The sequence below is a fragment of the Streptomyces sp. NPDC046805 genome (assembly GCF_040645355.1).
Classification (GTDB): domain Bacteria; phylum Actinomycetota; class Actinomycetes; order Streptomycetales; family Streptomycetaceae; genus Streptomyces.
Map to the genome: position 1 here is coordinate 19,604 of NZ_JBEYYC010000038.1, position 17,621 is coordinate 37,224.

At 72.3% G+C, this 17,621-nt stretch carries 10 protein-coding genes; 6 read left to right on the forward strand and 4 right to left on the reverse strand.

The features are described 5' to 3' along the window. Positions 1 to 449 precede the first annotated feature (449 nt). From ABZ910_RS31405 to ABZ910_RS31415, 3 genes are all read left to right on the forward strand, one after another. Complete coding sequence (locus tag ABZ910_RS31405; protein WP_361371746.1) at positions 450 to 698, forward strand: hypothetical protein; 249 nt, start codon at positions 450 to 452, stop codon at positions 696 to 698. After that, positions 698 to 1,438: a peptidoglycan-binding domain-containing protein gene (locus ABZ910_RS31410; protein WP_361371749.1), complete on the forward strand. Its 741-nt coding sequence runs from the start codon at positions 698 to 700 to the stop codon at positions 1,436 to 1,438. Before ABZ910_RS31405 ends, ABZ910_RS31410 begins: the two co-directional genes overlap by 1 nt. 81 nt (positions 1,439 to 1,519) lie before the next feature. Then, on the forward strand, positions 1,520 to 1,684 hold the full coding sequence (locus ABZ910_RS31415) for a hypothetical protein (RefSeq protein ID WP_361371752.1): 165 nt from the start codon (positions 1,520 to 1,522) through the stop codon (positions 1,682 to 1,684). Between the two features lie 8 nt (positions 1,685 to 1,692). Here the strand turns inward: ABZ910_RS31415 and ABZ910_RS31420 are convergent, their stop codons facing one another. The 4 genes from ABZ910_RS31420 to ABZ910_RS31435 form a co-directional block, all read right to left on the reverse strand. After that, positions 1,693 to 3,960 carry a 2-dehydropantoate 2-reductase gene (locus ABZ910_RS31420; protein ID WP_361371755.1) on the reverse strand — a complete coding sequence of 756 codons (2,268 nt, stop codon included), beginning with the start codon at positions 3,958 to 3,960 and terminating at the stop codon, positions 1,693 to 1,695. Continuing rightward, positions 3,957 to 4,865, reverse strand: a complete 909-nt coding sequence (locus tag ABZ910_RS31425; RefSeq protein WP_361371758.1) for an SDR family oxidoreductase — start codon at positions 4,863 to 4,865, stop codon at positions 3,957 to 3,959. Before ABZ910_RS31425 ends, ABZ910_RS31420 begins: the two co-directional genes overlap by 4 nt. Next, a complete protein-coding gene (locus ABZ910_RS31430; RefSeq protein WP_361371761.1) occupies positions 4,865 to 6,169 on the reverse strand; it encodes an MFS transporter in 1,305 nt (434 codons plus the stop codon). The genes ABZ910_RS31425 and ABZ910_RS31430 overlap by 1 nt, the downstream gene beginning before the upstream one ends. 429 nt (positions 6,170 to 6,598) lie before the next feature. Next, positions 6,599 to 7,504 carry a polysaccharide deacetylase gene (locus ABZ910_RS31435; RefSeq protein WP_361371764.1) on the reverse strand — a complete coding sequence of 302 codons (906 nt, stop codon included), beginning with the start codon at positions 7,502 to 7,504 and terminating at the stop codon, positions 6,599 to 6,601. 150 nt (positions 7,505 to 7,654) lie between these two features. Between ABZ910_RS31435 and ABZ910_RS31440 the strand changes: the two genes are divergently transcribed. The 3 genes from ABZ910_RS31440 to ABZ910_RS31450 all read left to right on the forward strand — a co-directional run bounded on the left by ABZ910_RS31440 (position 7,655) and on the right by ABZ910_RS31450 (position 17,505). Beyond that, positions 7,655 to 8,743 (forward strand): Lrp/AsnC family transcriptional regulator, encoded by a 1,089-nt coding sequence (locus ABZ910_RS31440; RefSeq protein WP_361371767.1) that lies wholly within the window; start codon positions 7,655 to 7,657, stop codon positions 8,741 to 8,743. A 498-nt stretch (positions 8,744 to 9,241) separates the two neighbouring features. Then, complete coding sequence (locus ABZ910_RS31445; protein WP_361371770.1) at positions 9,242 to 13,789, forward strand: hypothetical protein; 4,548 nt, start codon at positions 9,242 to 9,244, stop codon at positions 13,787 to 13,789. After that, positions 13,786 to 17,505, forward strand: coding sequence for a DUF6603 domain-containing protein (locus tag ABZ910_RS31450; RefSeq protein WP_361371773.1), 3,720 nt, complete (start codon positions 13,786 to 13,788; stop codon positions 17,503 to 17,505). The genes ABZ910_RS31445 and ABZ910_RS31450 overlap by 4 nt, the downstream gene beginning before the upstream one ends. Positions 17,506 to 17,621: the final 116 nt, after the last annotated feature.

Sequence of the window (17,621 nt, forward strand, 5' to 3'; positions counted from 1 at the left end):
CGGTCTGAGCTCCCACGCGGCCTTCGCTCGCTGCGCACCGGGTGTGCGTGTACCGACCCTCCTCATCGAACTCACCGGTGACAGGCGGCCTTCCCGTCCACCACCAGCCGTATGGTCGACGCTCTTGGTGCTGCGGACAAGACGCATCTGTTGGTCCGGGGCACGCACTTCGGCGGTTCCATCGCGCCCGGCGAGCCGTCAGGAAGCAGTCTTGCCGCAACCCGTATCGGGCAATGGCTAGAGCAGCGCTACGCCAAGGGGCGATCGACCAGCAGGGCCTGACGATCCAGGCACTGCTGCGAGGCCACGAAGAGAGCTGCCGCCGAGGCGATCGTGCTCGCTCAACTCCCCTGGAACGGCTGCGGGTTGCGTCTGATTTCCGATGTCTTGACGGGAGCCTGTCAATATCCGGGAGAATTGCACCCACCTCACACTCACCTGGAGGCCCCGTGACCCATGGCCCATCACGCCGCGCCGCGCTGCTGGCAGCGGCCGGTGGAGCGCTCGCGCTGCCCGTCATATGCTCCGGACCCGCGCGTGCCGCCACCCCCGTGCCGTCGGGGAGCCGCGAGCTCCCCCTCGTGACGCACCCCCGCGACCCGGGTGCTGTCTACGGCCCTGACGCAGCCCGCGAGTTGCACGCCGAACCCCTGAACGCCACCGTCGGCTGCGCCCTGGGCAGAGGAGAGCGGAGCTGATGGCCACGTTCGTCACGCGTGCGCAGTGGGGCGCCCGGGCGCCCATCAGCGTCAGCAGCAACATCACCCCAGACCAGGGTGGCGTGGTCGTCCACCATGTCGATGCCGTGAAGGTGGCCGAGGCCGAGCACGCCGACTGTGCCGGCCAGGTGCGCGGCATCCAGAACTTCCACATGGACAGCAACGGCTGGTCGGACATCGCCTACAGCCACCTTGCCTGCGTCCACGGCTACCTCTTCGAGGGGCGCGGCGAGCACGTCCGTACCGCCGCCCAGGGCACCACGCAGGGCAACGACGACTGGTACGCGGTCTGTGCGCTCACCGGCGGCACCAGCAGCAACTACGACACCATCACCGCCGGGCTGATCGACGCCATCCGCTACGGGATCGACCGTCTGCGGGTGCCGGGCGGCGCCGCGCAGGCCATCACCGGCCACCGGGACCACCACTCGACCGACTGCCCGGGCAACCTGTACTCCCGGGTGCTCAGCGGTGAGGTCAACCCCGGTGGCGGCCCCCTGCCCTACCCGGGGGTCAGTTTCCGCCAGCCGCCGACCTTCGTGCACGCCAGCGTGGCGACCTGGCAGTACCGGATGAACAGCGCGCACGGCTACTCCCTCACCGTGGACGGCCAGTACGGTCCGGGCTCCGATTCCGCCTGCCGCAGCTTCCAGTCGAGCAAGGGCCTGAGCGTGGACGGCATTGTCGGTCCCGCCACCTGGGGTGCCACGTTCGCCTAGGCGCAGGACCAGCCGGGGGCTGCCTGGCGCCTCCTCACGGCGTACGCCCGTAATCGACGGACTTCACGGGGGGCACCACCCATGCGTTTGTCTCGCGTACTCACCACCCTCGCGGCGGTCCTCGGCCTACTCCTCGGCGTGGCCACAGCGCTGCCCGCCCACGCCGACGACGGCACGGCGGCGCCGGCCCAGTGGCGCAGCTACTGGGTGGACGCCTTCAGTCCCAGGAACAGGACCGGGTCCTGAGCGAGCCGTCAGGCGCCGGCGAAGGCGGCGAGGAGGCCGGCCGCCAGGGCGGAGCGCTCGACCATGCCGCTGAGCGTCACGTGCTCACTGCGGGCGTGCGCGCCATCGCCGACCGCACCGAGTCCGTCCAGGACGGGGGTGCCGGCGTCGAGGATGAAGTTCCCGTCGCTGGCGCCGCCCACGGCCGTCTCACGCAGGTCGAGACCCAGCGGCGCGGCGCAGGCTCCGGCGACGGCGAACAACCGGTCCACTCCCTCGGTCCGCTCGAAGACCGGCCGGTTCCAGCCGCCGCCGAGTTTCAGGGCGGTCCGGGTGTCGACCGGAGTGAGGGCGGACAGGGCCGCGTCGACCCGGGAGCGTTCGGCGGCCGTCGCGACCCGGATGTCCAGTTGTGCGGTCGCTTCGCCGGCGGTGACGTTGCTGCGGGTGCCGCCGCGCAGCACGCCGACGTTGACGGTAGTCCCGGCTGCCGGGTCGGCAATGGCCTCCAGCGCGAGCACCTGGCGGGAGATCTCGTTGACCGCGCTGGCGCCGCGCGTCGGGTCGAGCCCGGCGTGCGCCTCCTTGCCCATGACGGTGAGCGTGAACAGCCCGACGCCCTTGCGGGTCGTCTTCACCGCCCCGTCCGCGCTCGCTTCGAAGACCAGTGCTGCGCGGGAGGCCCGCGCCTCGGTGACGATGACGTCGCTGGACGCCATGCTGCCGGTCTCCTCGTCCCCGTTGAGGAGCAGCGTGCACCCCGGACGCGGCAGGTCCAGTGCCGTGAGCGCGCGCAGCGCCCAGATGGCCTGCACGAGTCCGGCCTTCATGTCGAAGACTCCGGGCCCGGAGATGTGGTCGCCGTCGCGGTGGTAGGGCCAGTCGCGCAAGGTTCCGGTGGCCCAGACGGTGTCGTAGTGGCCGACGAGCAGCAGCGCCGCGGCGGTGGAGGGGCCTGTTCCGGCGTAGCGGCGGATCAGGATGTCGCCGGCGTCCGCGCGCGGGAGGATCTCCTCACTCGCGGGCGTGCCGAGGGAAGTGTCGAGCCAGCCGCGGACCCAGTCCAGGCAGGCGGCGAGGGACGCCGGGTCGTCGCTGGAGCTCTCCTGGCAGGTGTAGGCGGCCAGGTCGTCGGCCATCGCGTCACGGTGGTCGTCCAGCCAGCGGAGGACGGCGACAGCCTGCGCGTCGGTGAGCGCGGGCCCGTCAGGCAGATCCCGCCCGATGGAGCTGCCTGCATCCATCGTCCCGCCGGTGCCTGATCCGCTGTCACCGGCGGACGATGCCAGGCGGTCGAGAGCGTCGAGCCGGGACTCCGACATGGCGGACGGGTCCCGCTCCAGCTCCCGCAGACCGTCCAGGACGGCCCGCAGCACCGGGGCGTCCCGGCCCGCGCAGCGCGCCTGCTCGAACACGGTCGTGTAGTGCGTTGTTGCCTCCACCGGACGGCGGCGGACGGCCAGGTCGCGCCAGATACCGCTGCGGTCCTTGGGCTGGGTGCGCAGCCAGGCGGTCAGCCGGTCGCAGGCGGCGTCCCGCAACGCCGGGTCGGTGTCGGGCCGGAAGGCGAGCGCCTCGAAGCCGTCGAAGGACTCCAGCGTGACCCCGGCGGCGCCGGCTGCGGTGTACACCTCTGCGGCCAGCGCGTACATGGTGGTCCGGTGGCGGTCGATCAGGTCGGCCATGGCCACGTCGGCGAGGGCCGTGGCGGAGAGCATCGCACCGAACGCGGCCTTCGCCCAGAGGTAGCCCTCGACGTTGTCGCTGGCCTGGGCTGGACCCCACGCCTGGAGGTCGGCGACGAGGGCGCGCACCCGCGCGGAGACCGGCGCACCCCCCGGCTCACCGATGACGAACGCGCCAGGGCCACCGTCGCGCACCACCCCGGGCTCGGCGAGGTCGGCAAAGATGTTGACGAACGCGGCGACGGTCCGTTCCGTGCCGACGTGTTCGGCGATCAGCGCCTCGTTGAAACCGTTCTGCACCGAGACGACGTAGCCCTCCGGGACGAGGCGCGGCGCGATCCAGCGCATCGCCATTTCTGTGTCCTGCGCCTTGACGCTGAGCAGCACCCGTTCGAGCGGCGGGCCCTGGTAGGTGTCGGGGGTGGCGGCGTCCAGGCGCACGCTCGCGCGTTCCTCGCCGCGCAGGATGCTCAGTCCGTCAGCCTGGATCGTGGCCACATGGGCGGCGTCGGTGTCGATGACGGCGACCTGGTGCCCGGCCGCTGCGAGGCTGTGGGCGAGCGTGCCGCCGATGGCGCCCGCTCCGACCACGGTGTAGGCGTCGCCGGTCATGAGGTGTGTCCCTTCGTGGCATCCGGGCGCGTGCCCGGGGTGCGGGGGTGAGGTACGGCGTGCGCGGGGTGATCGTCCGCCGGGGCACGCGGGGCCCGTTCGGCGCCCGTGCTGTCTCCGGCACCGGCGCCTGCGCCGCCGCCCGGCGATCCCGCGGCCGGGGGCCAGAGGCGGGGCAAGTGGGTCGCGCCGGTGCCGCTGCCGCCGTCCACGCGGAGGATCTCGCCGGTCACCCAGGAGGCGTCCGGTCCGGCGATCCACATGACGGCACGGGCGACGTCAGCCGGAGTGCCCGGCCGTCCGAGCGGATTGACGGAGACAGCCGCGGCGTACTCGTCGGCAACCGGGTTGCAGGCGCTGTCCACCCCGATGAAGCCGGGGCTGACAGCGTTCACGCGGATGCCGTGGGGGCCGAGTTCGAGCGCCGCCGCACGGGTGGCCATCTCCAGCGCCGCCTTGGAGCTCGCGTAAGGGCCGCCGCCGGGCCGCGCGCGGAGCGCGGCACCGGAGGAGATGTTGACGACTGAGGCCGCCCGGCCGGCCCGCGTCGCGCGACGGGCCAGTTCGGCCGTCGCAAGCACCGGGGCGCGGGTGTTGAGCGCGAAGACGCGATCCCAGTCGGCGGCGGTGACCTCGGCCATGTCCAGCGACGGGTAGATGCCGGCCGCATTGACCAGCACGTCCACCGGTCCCTGGGTCCGCCAGGCGTCAGCGACGGCGGTGGCCGGGCCGTCGGCGGCGCACAGGTCGAGGACCAGGTGCGCCGCGTCCAGCGCGCTCGCGGTGATCGTAAGCCGGGCGGCGTCGACGTCCACCAGCGTCAGCCGGTGGTCGGCCGCGGCGAAGTGCTCGGCGACGGCCCGTCCGATGCCGCTCGCGGCCCCGGTGACCAGTACGTGCGGCATCAGGCGAACTCCTTGTCCTTCGTCTCGGGCATGGTCAGGTAGATGACCAGGGACACCAGCGCGGCGCCGGAGACATACAGCCAGAGCTTGTCGGCGTGCCCCGAGTCGCTCATCCAGGTCGTGATGTACGGGGCGGTACCACCGAAGACGGCGACAGCCAGGGCGTACGGCAGCGCAATGCCGGTGGCCCGCACCTCCGGCGGGAACTGCTCGGCCATGATCACCGCGCAGTTGGCGGAGTAGCCGAGGATCAGCAGCATGCCGGTGAGCTGGATCAGGAACAGCACGACGAAGCTGTCGTTCAGGAGGTGCAGCATCGGCCAGGCCAGGACGACGAAGCCGCCTGCGAAGGCCGCCATGGTGGGCTTGCGCCCGAGCCGGTCGGAGAGCAGGCCGGCGAAGGGCAGGAGCACGACAAAGACGATCAGGCACAGCGTCTGGGAGAGCAGCGCCCGTTCCAGCGGTATGCCAGTAGTCAAGTTGGCGTAGGTGGGAAGGTAGTTGACCCAGATGTAGTACGTCAGCGTGCCGGCGACGGTGATGCCCACAACGCGCAGCGCAGCAAGCGGGTGCTCGACGAACATTGCCTTCAGCGGGTTCTTGCGGTCCTGTCCCCTCGCCTTGGTCTCGGCGAAGGAATCGGTGTCCTCGATGGAGACCCGTAGCCAGAGGCCGACCAGACCGAGCAGGCCGCCGATGACGAACGCCACGCGCCAGCCCCAGCTGTGCAGAGCGCCCTCGCTGAGCAGCGAGGTGAAGGTGGTGCCGAGCAGCGAGGCGATCAGGGCGCCGACCGCGACGGACACCTGCTGCCAGGAACCGGCGAACGCGCGCCGCCCGGCCGCGGCCGACTCCACCAAGAACGCCGAGGACGAGCCGAACTCGCCGCCCGCTGAGAAGCCCTGGGCGAGCCGCGCCAGCAGCAGAATCAGCGGTGCCGCGATGCCGATCGTCTCGTAGCCGGGGGTGAAGGCGATAACGAAGCCGCAGCCCGCCATGAGGCCGATGGTGAGAGTGAGCCCCTTCTTGCGGCCGTGCCGGTCTGCGTACATTCCGAGGACGGCTGCTCCCACGGGACGCATGACGAAGCCGACGGCGAAGATGGCGAGCGTGGAGAGCAGCGCGACTCCTCCGTGGGCCTTCGGGAAGAAGACATCGGCGATGATCTTCACGAAGATCGCGTAGAGAGCCCAGTCGACCCACTCGACGGCGTTGCCCACAGTGCCGGCCACGATGGCCTTGCGCTGCCGGGGAGTCAGTTTGTTGGACGGTGCGATGCCGGATGCGGCGGTGTCGGTGTTCACGAGGGACGTTCCTCGCTTCCTTGGGAGCGTCATGGGGACGGATCGGGCTAGGAGCGTGCGGGGTCCTGGTTCTGCGGGGGATGCGACGAGGGCGTGCGGTTCCGCATGGGTCCGGGCTGTGCGACAGGCGTGCCCGCACCCGCACATGCGCCGGAACACCGTGCGGGTACGCCGGAGGGCGGGCGCGCGGGGTGTGCGCCTGCGCCAGCGGGGCGCGTGGGGTGCGCGTCGGCAAGCCCGATGGGCCGTGGGGCGTCGCGAGGTGGGGACGCCGGGTGCGGCACGGACGGGTACTGCGGCTCGGCGGTGCCAGGCAGGAGTAGGTGTCCTGGCTCGAAAAGTAAGGGCGCCGTCGCCGCTTACCGGACGGGCGGCGGTGCCCAGTTGGGGTCGGTGGCCGTGGGCCGGCCGTCCAGGAGGCCGGCCGGGTCAGTCGGCCGGGCGCCGCGCGAGGCAGTACTCGGCGATGTCCCGGTGGGTGGCCGACCACACCCCCTCGTGCTCGCTGATGTAGGTGAACAGTTCATCGAGCACGACGAGACGGGAGCGGTGGCCGATGATGTGCGGGTGCAGAGTCAGCTGGAACAGGCCGCCGGCCGCGTACGCCGCGGCGAACTCGTCCTTCCAGATCTGGAGTACGTCGCGCGGCGCAATGTAGGGACGCAGGGAGGCGAAGCGTTCCATCATGAAATAGGGCGCGTCATCGCGGATCCACTCCACGGGGACCTCCACCACGCCCGTCGCCTCTCCGTCTTCGACCAGCTCGTAGGGCTCGTCGTCAGCCATCAGCGAGGAGTCGTAGAGCAGGCCCATCTCGCGGGTGATCGCCAGGGTGTGCGGCGAGAAGTCCCAGCTGGGCGTGCGGATGCCGACGGGCCGTACGCCGCTGATCCGCTCCAGGGTGTCGGCCGAGCGAAGCTGGAGCTCGCGCTCGGTCTCCGCGGTGAGCAGGGTGTTTCGCTCGTGGATCCAGCCGTGAATGGCCAGCTCGTGCCCGGCGCTCGTGTACGACTTCGCCTCCTGCGGACGCAGCAGGGCGCAGACGGCAGGCATGAAGAAGCTCGCCGGGACGCGGTGCCGCTCCAGGAGGTCCAGGATCTTCGGCACCGCCACGCGGGCGCCGTACTCGCCCTGGGCAAGCTTCGCCGGGCTCGTCTCACCATCGCGCAAGGCCGGCGTCTCGTGGTCCGAATCGAAGGACACGGCGATGGCACAACGGGCTCCGCCCGCCCAAGTGTCAGGGGTGAGGGAGCGCCCGGCCCGGACGTGTCCGACGTGGCGACGCCAGGTCGGCTCGTCCCATTCCCACGGCTGCTGCTGTTCGTTCTGCGGCATTCGGATCCGGCCCTTCCGTGAGAGGTGCGTGCCCCGTGACACGTCGGCGGACCTGCCGCTCCAGTCGCCATCACTCTTGCGTGGCCCGTCGGTGGTGGTTCATCGTGGCCGTCTCCTGTTCATCAACCACAGAAAACGATGAGAATCACCATGGAGCAGCTCAGCATGAAGGATTCCGCCGCTGCGCTCCAGGGTGAGCTGGACGAGACGGACTTGACGATCGCCCACGCCCTCCAGATCGCGCCGCGGGCGTCCTGGACGGCGTTGGGCGAGGTACTGGGCCTCAGCGCGGTGACAGTCGCCCGGCGCTGGGGGCGGATTTCCGACCGCGGACTGGCCTGGGTGACGGCCACGGGCAGCCCAGGCCTGTGGCAGTCGCTGTGCAACGCCTTCATCGACGTGGACTGCGAACCGGCCGCGCGCAGCAGGGTCGCCCTCGCGCTGGCCCGGGACCCACGGACGAAGTCCGTGATGGAGTTGGCCAGCGGACGGGACATCCACGTGAACGCCGTCACCAGGGACCTGCCGGGCCTGTCCCGATTCATCCTGGAGCACGTGAGCCGCCTGCCCGGTGTGGTGCGGGCGAGCGCCCAGATCACCACGCGCATCCTGGTCGCCGGGAGCGACTGGCGGCTGGACGCTCTCCCGCGCGCGCAGCAGTTGCTTCTGTATGCCATCGCGGGTGAGACCGCGCCGCGGCAGAGTGCCCCCGGCCGACTAACCGCGCCGGACCGGAAGCTGTTGCTCGCGCTCGCGCACGATGGTCGTCTGCCCGTCACTGATCTGGCGGAACGCACGGAGACGAGCCAGACGGCGGCCCGTCGTCGTCTGACGCGCCTGGAGCGCGCGGGCGCCGTCGCGTTCCGCTGCGAGATCGCGCAGCACGTCACGGGCTGGCCGGTCACCTCGCTGCTGTGGGCTCGGGTGCCCGTCCGACAGCGGCGGCAGATCTGCGAACGACTCGGCCGGATGCCGGCCGTCCGGCTGCTGACCGCGACCAGCGGCGAGACGAACGTTTTCCTCTCCACGTGGCTGCACTCCGTGGACAGCGTCCTGGAGGTGGAGGACCGCATCGGGGCGGAGTGCCCTGGTTTGGAGATCGTCGACCACGGCATCGTGCTGCGGACGGTGAAGCTGCAGGGGTGGATCCTGGACGAACTGGGACGGCGGCTGGAGTGCGCGCCCATCGACCCGTGGTGGGACGGAGACATCTCGCTCCCGGAGGGAGAGTCACGCTGACGACGGCCCGGCGGTGTTGGCGCCCGTGCCCGGGGCGCCCCCGCTCGTGACCGGGCTCCACGACGGCGGCTGGGCGGACCGACGCTGCCGGTCCGCCCAGCAGGCGCCGTTGTCGGTGACGACGCGGTGGATGTGGGCGATTCCGTGTGCGGCGCATGGACCACTCGCGCGTGCGTACGCAGGGGTCGACGTACTCAGCGGCGACCTACTCGACGGATGGCCCAAGGACCTGCGGTTGATCGTCCGTAAGGACGGCCGTACCTGACCCGGCTTCGTGTTCCGTTCGGTGAAACACGCGCTTGACCTGGGTGAACCCTTCGGAGGCAGTCCACAGGCAGTCTGTGATCTCGCGGTCGGTTTGTGCGGTGTTCGGTAAATACGCAAGCTCTATATGTTTATTGAGTGTATATCAGGTGTAGGTCGTGTGGAGACTAAGTGTCGGGCATCCTGCACAGAAGGGACGGGGTGGGGGTTATGGGGGGAATCGGGGGGCCTGTCGTGTCCGAGCTGCCCGCATTGGACATCGCGGCCCTGCCGCTGGTGCTCGCCGGGCCGATCGTGCGGCGGGTCGACCGGAGCGGCGTCACCGTGTGGCTGGCGCTCAAGGCGCCGCGCAAGGTCACGCTGGACGTGTACGAGGGCGGCGTGGGGGAGTTACCGGCCGTGCCCACGCTCACCGGGACCCGGGTGGCCGCGCGGATCGGGGAGCACCTGTACGTCGTCGCCGTGACCGCCACGGCACCCTCCGAGGGCGTGCTCAAGTCAGGGACGATTTACCGCTACGCGGTCCGGTTCGGCGAGGACGTGTCCGCCCCCACCACCCCCGTGGCCGCCGGTGCGCCCGGCCTGTTCGGTGCCGGGATCGTCGCCGCCGACGAGGCCGCTGCCCGCAAGGCGCTGCTGTACGAGGGCACTTCGGGTGCCCCGAACCTGCCGAGCTTCGTCACGCCGCCCGACGAGCCGGCCCGGCTGCGGCTTTTCCACGCCTCCTGCCGCAAGCCGCACGCCGAGGGCACCGACGCCCTGTCGATCCTCGACGAGGTGCTGGCCGCCGACGTCGCCTCGGCCGAACGACGGCCCCAGCAACTGATATTGACGGGGGATCAGATTTACGCGGACGACGTCGCCGACGGGCTGCTGCACATCTGTTCCACCTACGGCCGCGCCCTGCTCGGCCGCGACGAGAAGTTCCCGACCCTCCCGCCCGCCAGCCAGGAGTGGCTCTTCCGCCCCGGCCACCGGCAGGACATGGTCACCGGGGACTTCCACATGACCACCACCGAGGGGCGCAGCCACCTGCTGCGGCTCTCCGAGTTCCTCGCCATGTACCTCCTGGCGTGGTCCCCGGCCCTGTGGCCCGCGGCGTCCCCGGTCCGCTTCTTCGCCGAGCTGTTCCCGAAGGAGTCAGCCGCCCTCGGCGACCCCGACCCGACCGAGTTCTTCGGGCTGCGCACCAAGCCGCAGTACAAGAAGGCGCACGAGCGGCTCATGGAGTACGTCGCCGAGTGCGACTTCATCGACGGCTTCCACAACACCCTGGGCATGGTCCGCAGGGCGCTCGCCAACACCCCTACGTACACGATGTTCGACGACCACGAGGTCACCGACGACTGGTTCATCTCCAAGCGCTGGGTGGACGAGGTCTGCGACACCGTCCACGGCCGCCAGTTCCTCGGCAACGCCATGGCCTCGTACGCCGTCTGCCAGGGCTGGGGCAACACTCCCGAGCAGTTCGCCGACGGCCCCCAGGGCGAGGCCGGCCGCGAGCTGCTCACCGCCCTCGCCGCGCCCGACCACACCGCCGCCGGACCGGCCGCCGTGATCGCCCGCCGCACCGGTGTGCCCAGCAGGACCGACGCGTCCGGCCGGATGGTCCGCGCGGACGGCTCGCTCACCTGGCACTACGCCATCACCTGGAACGGCCACCAGCTCGTCGCCGTCGACACCCGCACCCAGCGGGTCTTCCGCGGCGGCCCCACCGACCCGCCCTCCCTGCTCTTCTCCGACGCCGCCTACGCCGCCATGGTGGAGGCCCCCGCCGACCAGGGCCTGGACAAGGTCACGGTGCTCCTCTCGCCCTGCCCGGTGCTCGGCGACCCGCTGATCGAGGAGTTCGCCCAGCCCGCCGTCCGGCGCATCAAGGGCTACCCCGGTCAGCTCGAAAGGGACTACGAGGCCTGGGGCCACGACCCCCGCGCCTTCGAGAAGTTCGTCGCCCGCGTCCTCGGCCACGCCCAGCCCGGCTCCGACGGGGTGCGGCGCCGCCGCGTCATCTGCCTCGGCGGCGACGTCCACTACGGCTTCGCCGCCCGCCTGGCCTATCGCGCCACCGCCCCGTACAGCTCCACCCCCGGCCAAGTCCGCGGCGTCCTAGCCCAGTTGACCGCGAGCTCGCTCAAGAACCAGGCCGGCGGCACCCTGTTCCTGCAGGGCATCGGATTCACGCTTGCCGGTCTTCCGCACACCCGCAAGACCGGCTGGGCCAACGCCGAGGGCCGCTCCCTGCCCGTGCGGACGTACGACGCATCCGGCGAGCCCTCAGGCCTGACGTACGTGCGGGAGAGCCCCGCCCTGCTCGCACTGTCCGACAGCACCACCGTCCACAGCCCGGCCCCCGAGTGGGAGTACGAGCTGAACTACTACCGCCACGACGACCCCGACGGCACCGCCCCGCGCCCGGGCACCCCCGCACCGGTCTCCTTCCCCGCCACCGGGGACCGCCGCGCAGCCCTCGCCCAGTACGTGCAGGCCGCCGAGAACCACAAGGGCTACAGTGTCTGGGGCAGCGGCAAGGAGATCGTCGGGTCCAACAACATCGGCGAGGTCCAGTTCACCTGGGACGGCCAGGACGCCAAGTCCGTGATCCAGACGCTCTGGTGGCGCCTGCCCGGCAACGTCAACGGCGCCCCCCTGACCCGTCTCGTCGTCCCGCTCGACGTCGGCCAGACGACCGGCGCCCCGCCCGTGTCACTGCCCGACCTGTACGGCGGCAAGACCCTGCGCGAGGGCGACACCGACGCCTCCACCGCGGGTGGCACCGCCGGCGCCACCCACGTCGGCGACCTCCAGCGCGACCTCCTGGAGCTCGGCTTCGGCGTCGCCGGCATCCGCGACGGCGCCTTCGGGCGCGATGTGCGGTGGGCGGTACGGGAGTTGCAGTCGTACGCCAAGATGGGCCGGGTCGCCAAGGTCGCCACCGCCGTCGTACGCCTCGCCCAGCCGCTCCCCGCCACCGCCACCGCCCTCATGCTCGCCGCGCCGGCCACCGGGACCCTGCCCGAGCTGCCGTTCAAGGCCCGGATCGGCGACGAGAACGTCACTGTCACCGCCGTGTCCGGCACCACCTGGACCGTCACCCGCGCCGCCGACGGCACCGGCGCTGCCGCGCACCCGGCGGGCGACGCCGTCACCGCACTGCGCGACCACCGCTGGGCCTCCGCCCTGGAGAGCGTCGACGTGCCCGCGCCGCAGCGCTTCACCGGCTCGGTCAGCGGTGTCGTCGACACCGCCACCCGCCAGGTCATCGCCCGCTGGAAGACCAACGGCTGGCGCTGCCCCCTCGTCGTCGAGGCCTGGCAGCTCACCGCGGCGGCCGCCCCCGACGCCATCCCGGTCATCCCCGCCGCCGGCACCCGCCCGGCCCGGCTCGCCGACAACGTCTGGCGCTGGGACGCGCCCGTCAACGACACCAAGACCTCGCCGCGGATGTACGCCAGGGACTTCTCCGACTACTGGACGCGGCCCGCGAGCCGCCCCGCCGACAGCTGGCAGACCGACCGCAAGACCCCCATCGGCCAGCGCGCCCCCTACCCGGACCCCAGGGCCGGCAAGACGGACCCGTTCCGCTGGATGGCCGGCCCGGTCGCCGACCCGGCGCGCAGCCAGACCTGGGCACCCGAGGCCGAGATCACTCCCGAGGCGCTCATCGGAACCCGGCTGCGCGATCTCGACGCCGACACCCTGGCCACCTTCAAGGTGGTCCGGGCCGTCGCCGAGGTCGAGGCGCTCGGCTCCTTCGACTCCGTCAACTGCTACGACCACGCCTTCGCCTCGCTCGGCCTGTGCCACTGGACCGCCGGCACCCGGGTCTGGCACCCGGCGGGCGAGCCCGGCCGGCCGGACCGCTCCCTGTGGGAGGTCAAGGACGGCGAACTGTGGGCCTTCTTCGCCTATCTGCGCAGCCGCGACGAGGCCGCCTTCCAGAAGGTCGTCGGCTTCTTCGGGGTGCAGCCCGACCGGGCCTGGACCGGCAACGGCCAGGTCGGCACCCCACGCCCCTGGGATCCGGCCGAGCGCAAGTACGCCGCCCGGGGCGTCCTCACCCGGCAGGACGGCACCACCGCACCGCTGGGCGGCTACCCCGCTCCGGGCCCCGGCGTCACCCAGAAGTACGGCCAGTACGCCGAGCACGAGTACTTCCGGCTGTGGCACTGGTTCTACCGCTTCGTCATGGCGGGCCGCACCCTGGACGGCTTCCGCCGCGGCATGTGGGACATGGCCCGGATGCGGCTGCGCGACCTGCGGGCCACACCCTGGAACCACCCCACCGCCACCAACCCGTTCCCGCTCCAGGCGGGCACCACCATCGGGGACGTCTTCCGCTCCGAGAAGACCGCCGCCCTGCTGTACCGCTGGCACGTCTTCGGCCCCGCGTACCTGCTCCGCGACAAACCCGACTCCACGGCCTCCGTGCGGCTGCAGAACGTGGTGGCGACGGCGGCGGCCTCCTCGGGCCTCACCTTCGGGCCGAACACGGCTACCTGGACCGAGGCGCACGAGGTCGCCCTCGCCGCCGCGATCCTCACCAACAACCCCTGCCCCGACACCTCGGTGCCGGGCTTCAAGCCGCACCCCTCGAACCACGACAACCACGTCGGCTACTCGGACCCCGGCCACACCCTGCGCGTCGTCGACGACTGGCCGGACTGGTTCGGCGGGAGCAATACCCGCCACTTCGCCCTCCCGCTGAACGACCTGCCCGCCGACCAGCGCACCCTGCGCACCGCCCGTGACTTCGTGCTCGACACCGAGGGGCTGCCGACATGACGGAGAACTCCGAGCGCGAAGCCCGCGGGCCCGAGAACGACTTCCTGAACGACTTCCTGAACGACGGGGCGAACGGCACGGACGGCATGAACGGGAAGCCCGGTGACGCCATGCGCGCGTTCGCCGAGTTCGCACGCGAGACGGTGTCGGCGGCCGCGGCCGAGCCCGCGCCGGCGCCCTCGGCCGCCACGGCCGAACCGCCCGCCGAAGAACCACAGCCGCCCGCCGACGGGCAGAGCGCGCTGGTCACCGAGATCCTCCGGCTGATCGCCCCGCTCACCGAGGCCGTCGCCAACCCCCACCAGCTCGCCGCCCTGCTCGCCCGGACCGGATGGAACCCGGCCGCCGCCGGCGAGCGGGGCGCCGGCGAGGTCGCGGCCTGGCTGGAGACCGCCGCGAGCGCCGTCGGCGGCCTCGAGGAACTGGTCGCCCACCCGCCGCAGGACCTCGAAGGGCTCGGCCTGCTGCTCGACGTCGTCGGGAACGCGGTGGACCTGGTCCGCGAGGTGCCGCCGGCGCTCGGGGCGTTCGACGCGGCCGCGTTCGCGGAGGACGTCGTCCACTTCCTCGTCACCGACTGGCTGCTCCGCCACCACCAGGTGCTCTACCACGTCCTGGTCCTGCTCGGCGTGGTCGTGCTCCCCGAGGAGGCCGGCCCGCAGAGCCCGGTGGTCAACCAGGACGGCGAGCCGGTCCGTACGGACGTCGCCCGGGCCCGGCTGCGCCCGCAGCGGCTCGTCGAACTCGTCACCGACCCGGTCGCCTCGCTGCGCGCCGACTACCTGCCCCGCGGACTCGTCGACGAGGCCGCCGCCGACGCGCTGGCCGCCACTCTCCTGCCGCGGCTCGGCGGACTCCTGCACGAGCTGGGCGTACGGATCGTCGCCGGGCTCGGCGACACCACCGGCTCCGGCCTCGACGAGGCCTCCGTCGCCCTCGGGCGGCGCATGCTCACCCTGGGCATACCCGTCCGGCTCGCGCCCGGCATCGGCGGCGAGATCGGCGCCACCCTCGGCATCTCCTCGCCCGGGTCGGGCGGCCTCGGCGTCGTGGTCGTCCCGCGCGGGGCGGCCGCCGTCGACCAGCTCCTCGGCGGCGGCTGGGCGCTGCGCGCCGACCTGTCCGGTGCCGGTCCCGCCGTCTCGATCGGCCCGCAGGGCGTCGCGTTCGCCACCGACACCGCCGGCCGGGTCGAACTCGCCCTGGAAGTGCGCAAGACCGGCGAGGAGCAGAACGCCCCCGCCCTGCTGCTCGGCAGCGCCACCGGCACCCGACTGGAGGTCGGCGCCTTCCGCGCCTGGCTCAAGGCGGTCCTGGAGGACACCCCCGAGGGCGCCGAGGGCCGCGACGACGTCGAGATCGGCATCGCCGCCGACAAGGCCGCCGTCGTGGTCGCGGGCGGCGACGGCGACGGCTTCCTCGCCAAGGTGCTGCCCCCCGAGGGACTCCGTACCGAGTTCGCCCTCGGTCTGCAGTGGTCCCGCCGCAAGGGCCTGAGCTTCACCGGTTCCGCCGGGCTCGACGCCACCCTGCCCGTCAACACCCGGCTCGGCCCCATCGAACTCCAGGCCCTGCACCTCCAGTTGGGAGCGGACACCGCCGACGGCAAGCTCCGCGGCGCCGTCTCCGCCACCGCCCGGCTCGCCCTCGGCCCCGTCCAGGCCACGGTCGAGCGCTTCGGACTGGGGGCCACGCTCGCCACCACGGACGGCAATCTCGGACCCGTCGGTCTCGGCGCCGCCTTCGACCCGCCCAAGGGCGCCGCCCTCGCCGTCGGCGCCGGACCGGTCACCGGCGGCGGCTACCTCTTCTTCGACGAGCGGAAGCAGGAGTACGCGGGCGTCCTCGCACTCCAGTTGGAGAGCATCGCCCTCAAGGCCGTGGGCCTGCTCACCACCAGGATGCCGGACGGCAGCGAGGGCTTCTCCCTGCTCATCCTCGTCTCCGCGGAGTTCACCCCGATCCAGCTCGGCTTCGGCTTCACCCTCGCCGGAGTCGGCGGGCTCATCGGCATCAACCGCTCCGTCTCGGTGGACGCCCTGCGCGCCGGCATCCGCACCAGGGCCCTGGACTCGGTGCTGTTCCCCCGCGACCCGCTGGCCCGCGCCCCCGAGATCATCGCCACCCTCGGCGCGGTCTTACCGCCGACCCCCGGCCGGCACGTCGTCGGCCCCATGGCCCGGATCGGCTGGGGCACCCCCACCCTGCTCACCCTCGATCTCGGTCTCCTCCTCGAACTGCCCACCCCCGTAAGGCTGGTGATCCTCGGCCGGCTGCGGATGGCGCTGCCCACCGAGGAGGCCGCTGCCGTCGTCGTCAACATGGACGTCCTCGGCGTCATCGACTTCGAGCGCGGAGAGGCGTCCGTCGACGCCACCCTCTACGACTCCCGGATCGCCGCCTTCCCGCTCACCGGCGACATGGCGATGCGCGCCCGCTGGAAGGGCACCCCTTCCTTCGCACTGTCCGCGGGCGGCTTCCACCCCCGCTTCCAGCGCCCCGAGGGCTTCCCCGAACTCCGTCGGCTCAACCTGGCACTGCTGAGCGGCGACAACCCGCGGGTCCGCCTGGAGGCGTATTTCGCGCTCACCTCCAACACCCTGCAGTTCGGTGCCCGCCTGGAGCTGTACGCGGCGGCTCTCGGCTTCAGCGTCGAGGGACTGCTCGCATTCGACGCCCTCGTCCAGTTCGACCCCTTCGGCTTCGAAGCGGTCATCGCGGGCCACTTGGCCCTCAAGCGGGGCAGCCGCACCCTCATGGGCATCGGGGCGGAGGTCGCGCTGTCCGGGCCCGCGCCCTGGCACGTGCGCGGCCGGGCGCGCTTCGAACTCCTCTTCTTCAGCGGCGAGATCAGCTTCGACCGCACGCTCGGCGAGCGCGGTGCGTCGCCCGCGTCGCCCGCCGCCGTCAACGTCACCACCGAGGTCGAGAAGGCGCTTGCCGACCCGCGCAACTGGACCGCGCAGCTCACCGGCACCGGCCGCACCCTGGTCACCTTGCGGGAACTGCCGCAGACCGAGGGGCAGCTGATCGTCCACCCGCTGGGCGGCCTCTCCTTCACCCAGCGGGTCGCCCCGCTCGGCGTCACCCTCGCCCACGTCGGCAACGCCCCGGTCGACGGTGACCACCGGGTCGACCTGGAGCGCGAGCTCACCGTGGAGGACACCGACCCGGCGACCGAGCCCGTCACGGTGCGGCTCACTCCGACCAAGGAGTACTTCGCCCCGGCGCAGTTCCTCGACCTCACGGACGAGGAGAAGATCTCGGCGCCCTCCTTCGACCTGCTGACCGCGGGCGCCACCGCCGAGGACGCCCTCGACCGCCGACGGGAGCTGGCCGGGGTGTTCGCCTCCCCGATTGCCTACGAGGAGATCGTCGAGGACGGACCGCACCGCACCGCCACCCCCGGCGCCCCCGCAGGACCGGCCCTCCGGGCCACGGCCCTGCGCACCGCGGCCGCGCCCGCCGCCCGCGCGGCCACCCGCCGCAGCGGCCGCCGGCGCTTCGCCGCCGCTCCGCGCTCCCTCGGCGTCCGCGACACCCGCTGGACCGTGGCGGGCCCCGACCCGGCCCCGCAGCGGGCCTCCCTGCGCACGGCCACCGGCCCGGCCAGTGGCCCGGGCACCACCTGGACCGAGGCCGCCGAACACCGCCGCGCCCTGCGCGCCGAGGGCCTGCGGCTCGTCCCCGAGACGGCCCCAGGAGGCGACCGTTGAACCGCACGCTCCACCCGCCGAACCGGACGCCCCGCTCGCGCCTCGCTGTCGGCCGCCCCGCCCCGTCCCTCCGTACCACCCCGTTCTCCCCGACCGTCGATCGCGCCCCTGGAGGG

Bases quoted from the DNA above. Each gene is read 5' to 3' on its own strand.
- ABZ910_RS31410 (WP_361371749.1), top strand. From the start codon at position 698: ATGGCCACGTTCGTCACGCGTGCGCAGTGGGGCGCCCGGGCGCCCATC.
- ABZ910_RS31440 (WP_361371767.1), top strand. From the start codon at position 7,655: ATGGAGCAGCTCAGCATGAAGGATTCCGCCGCTGCGCTCCAGGGTGAG.
- ABZ910_RS31415 (WP_361371752.1), top strand. From the start codon at position 1,520: ATGCGTTTGTCTCGCGTACTCACCACCCTCGCGGCGGTCCTCGGCCTA.
- ABZ910_RS31420 (WP_361371755.1), bottom strand. From the start codon at position 3,960: ATGACCGGCGACGCCTACACCGTGGTCGGAGCGGGCGCCATCGGCGGC.
- ABZ910_RS31425 (WP_361371758.1), bottom strand. From the start codon at position 4,865: ATGCCGCACGTACTGGTCACCGGGGCCGCGAGCGGCATCGGACGGGCC.
- ABZ910_RS31435 (WP_361371764.1), bottom strand. From the start codon at position 7,504: ATGCCGCAGAACGAACAGCAGCAGCCGTGGGAATGGGACGAGCCGACC.
- ABZ910_RS31450 (WP_361371773.1), top strand. From the start codon at position 13,786: ATGACGGAGAACTCCGAGCGCGAAGCCCGCGGGCCCGAGAACGACTTC.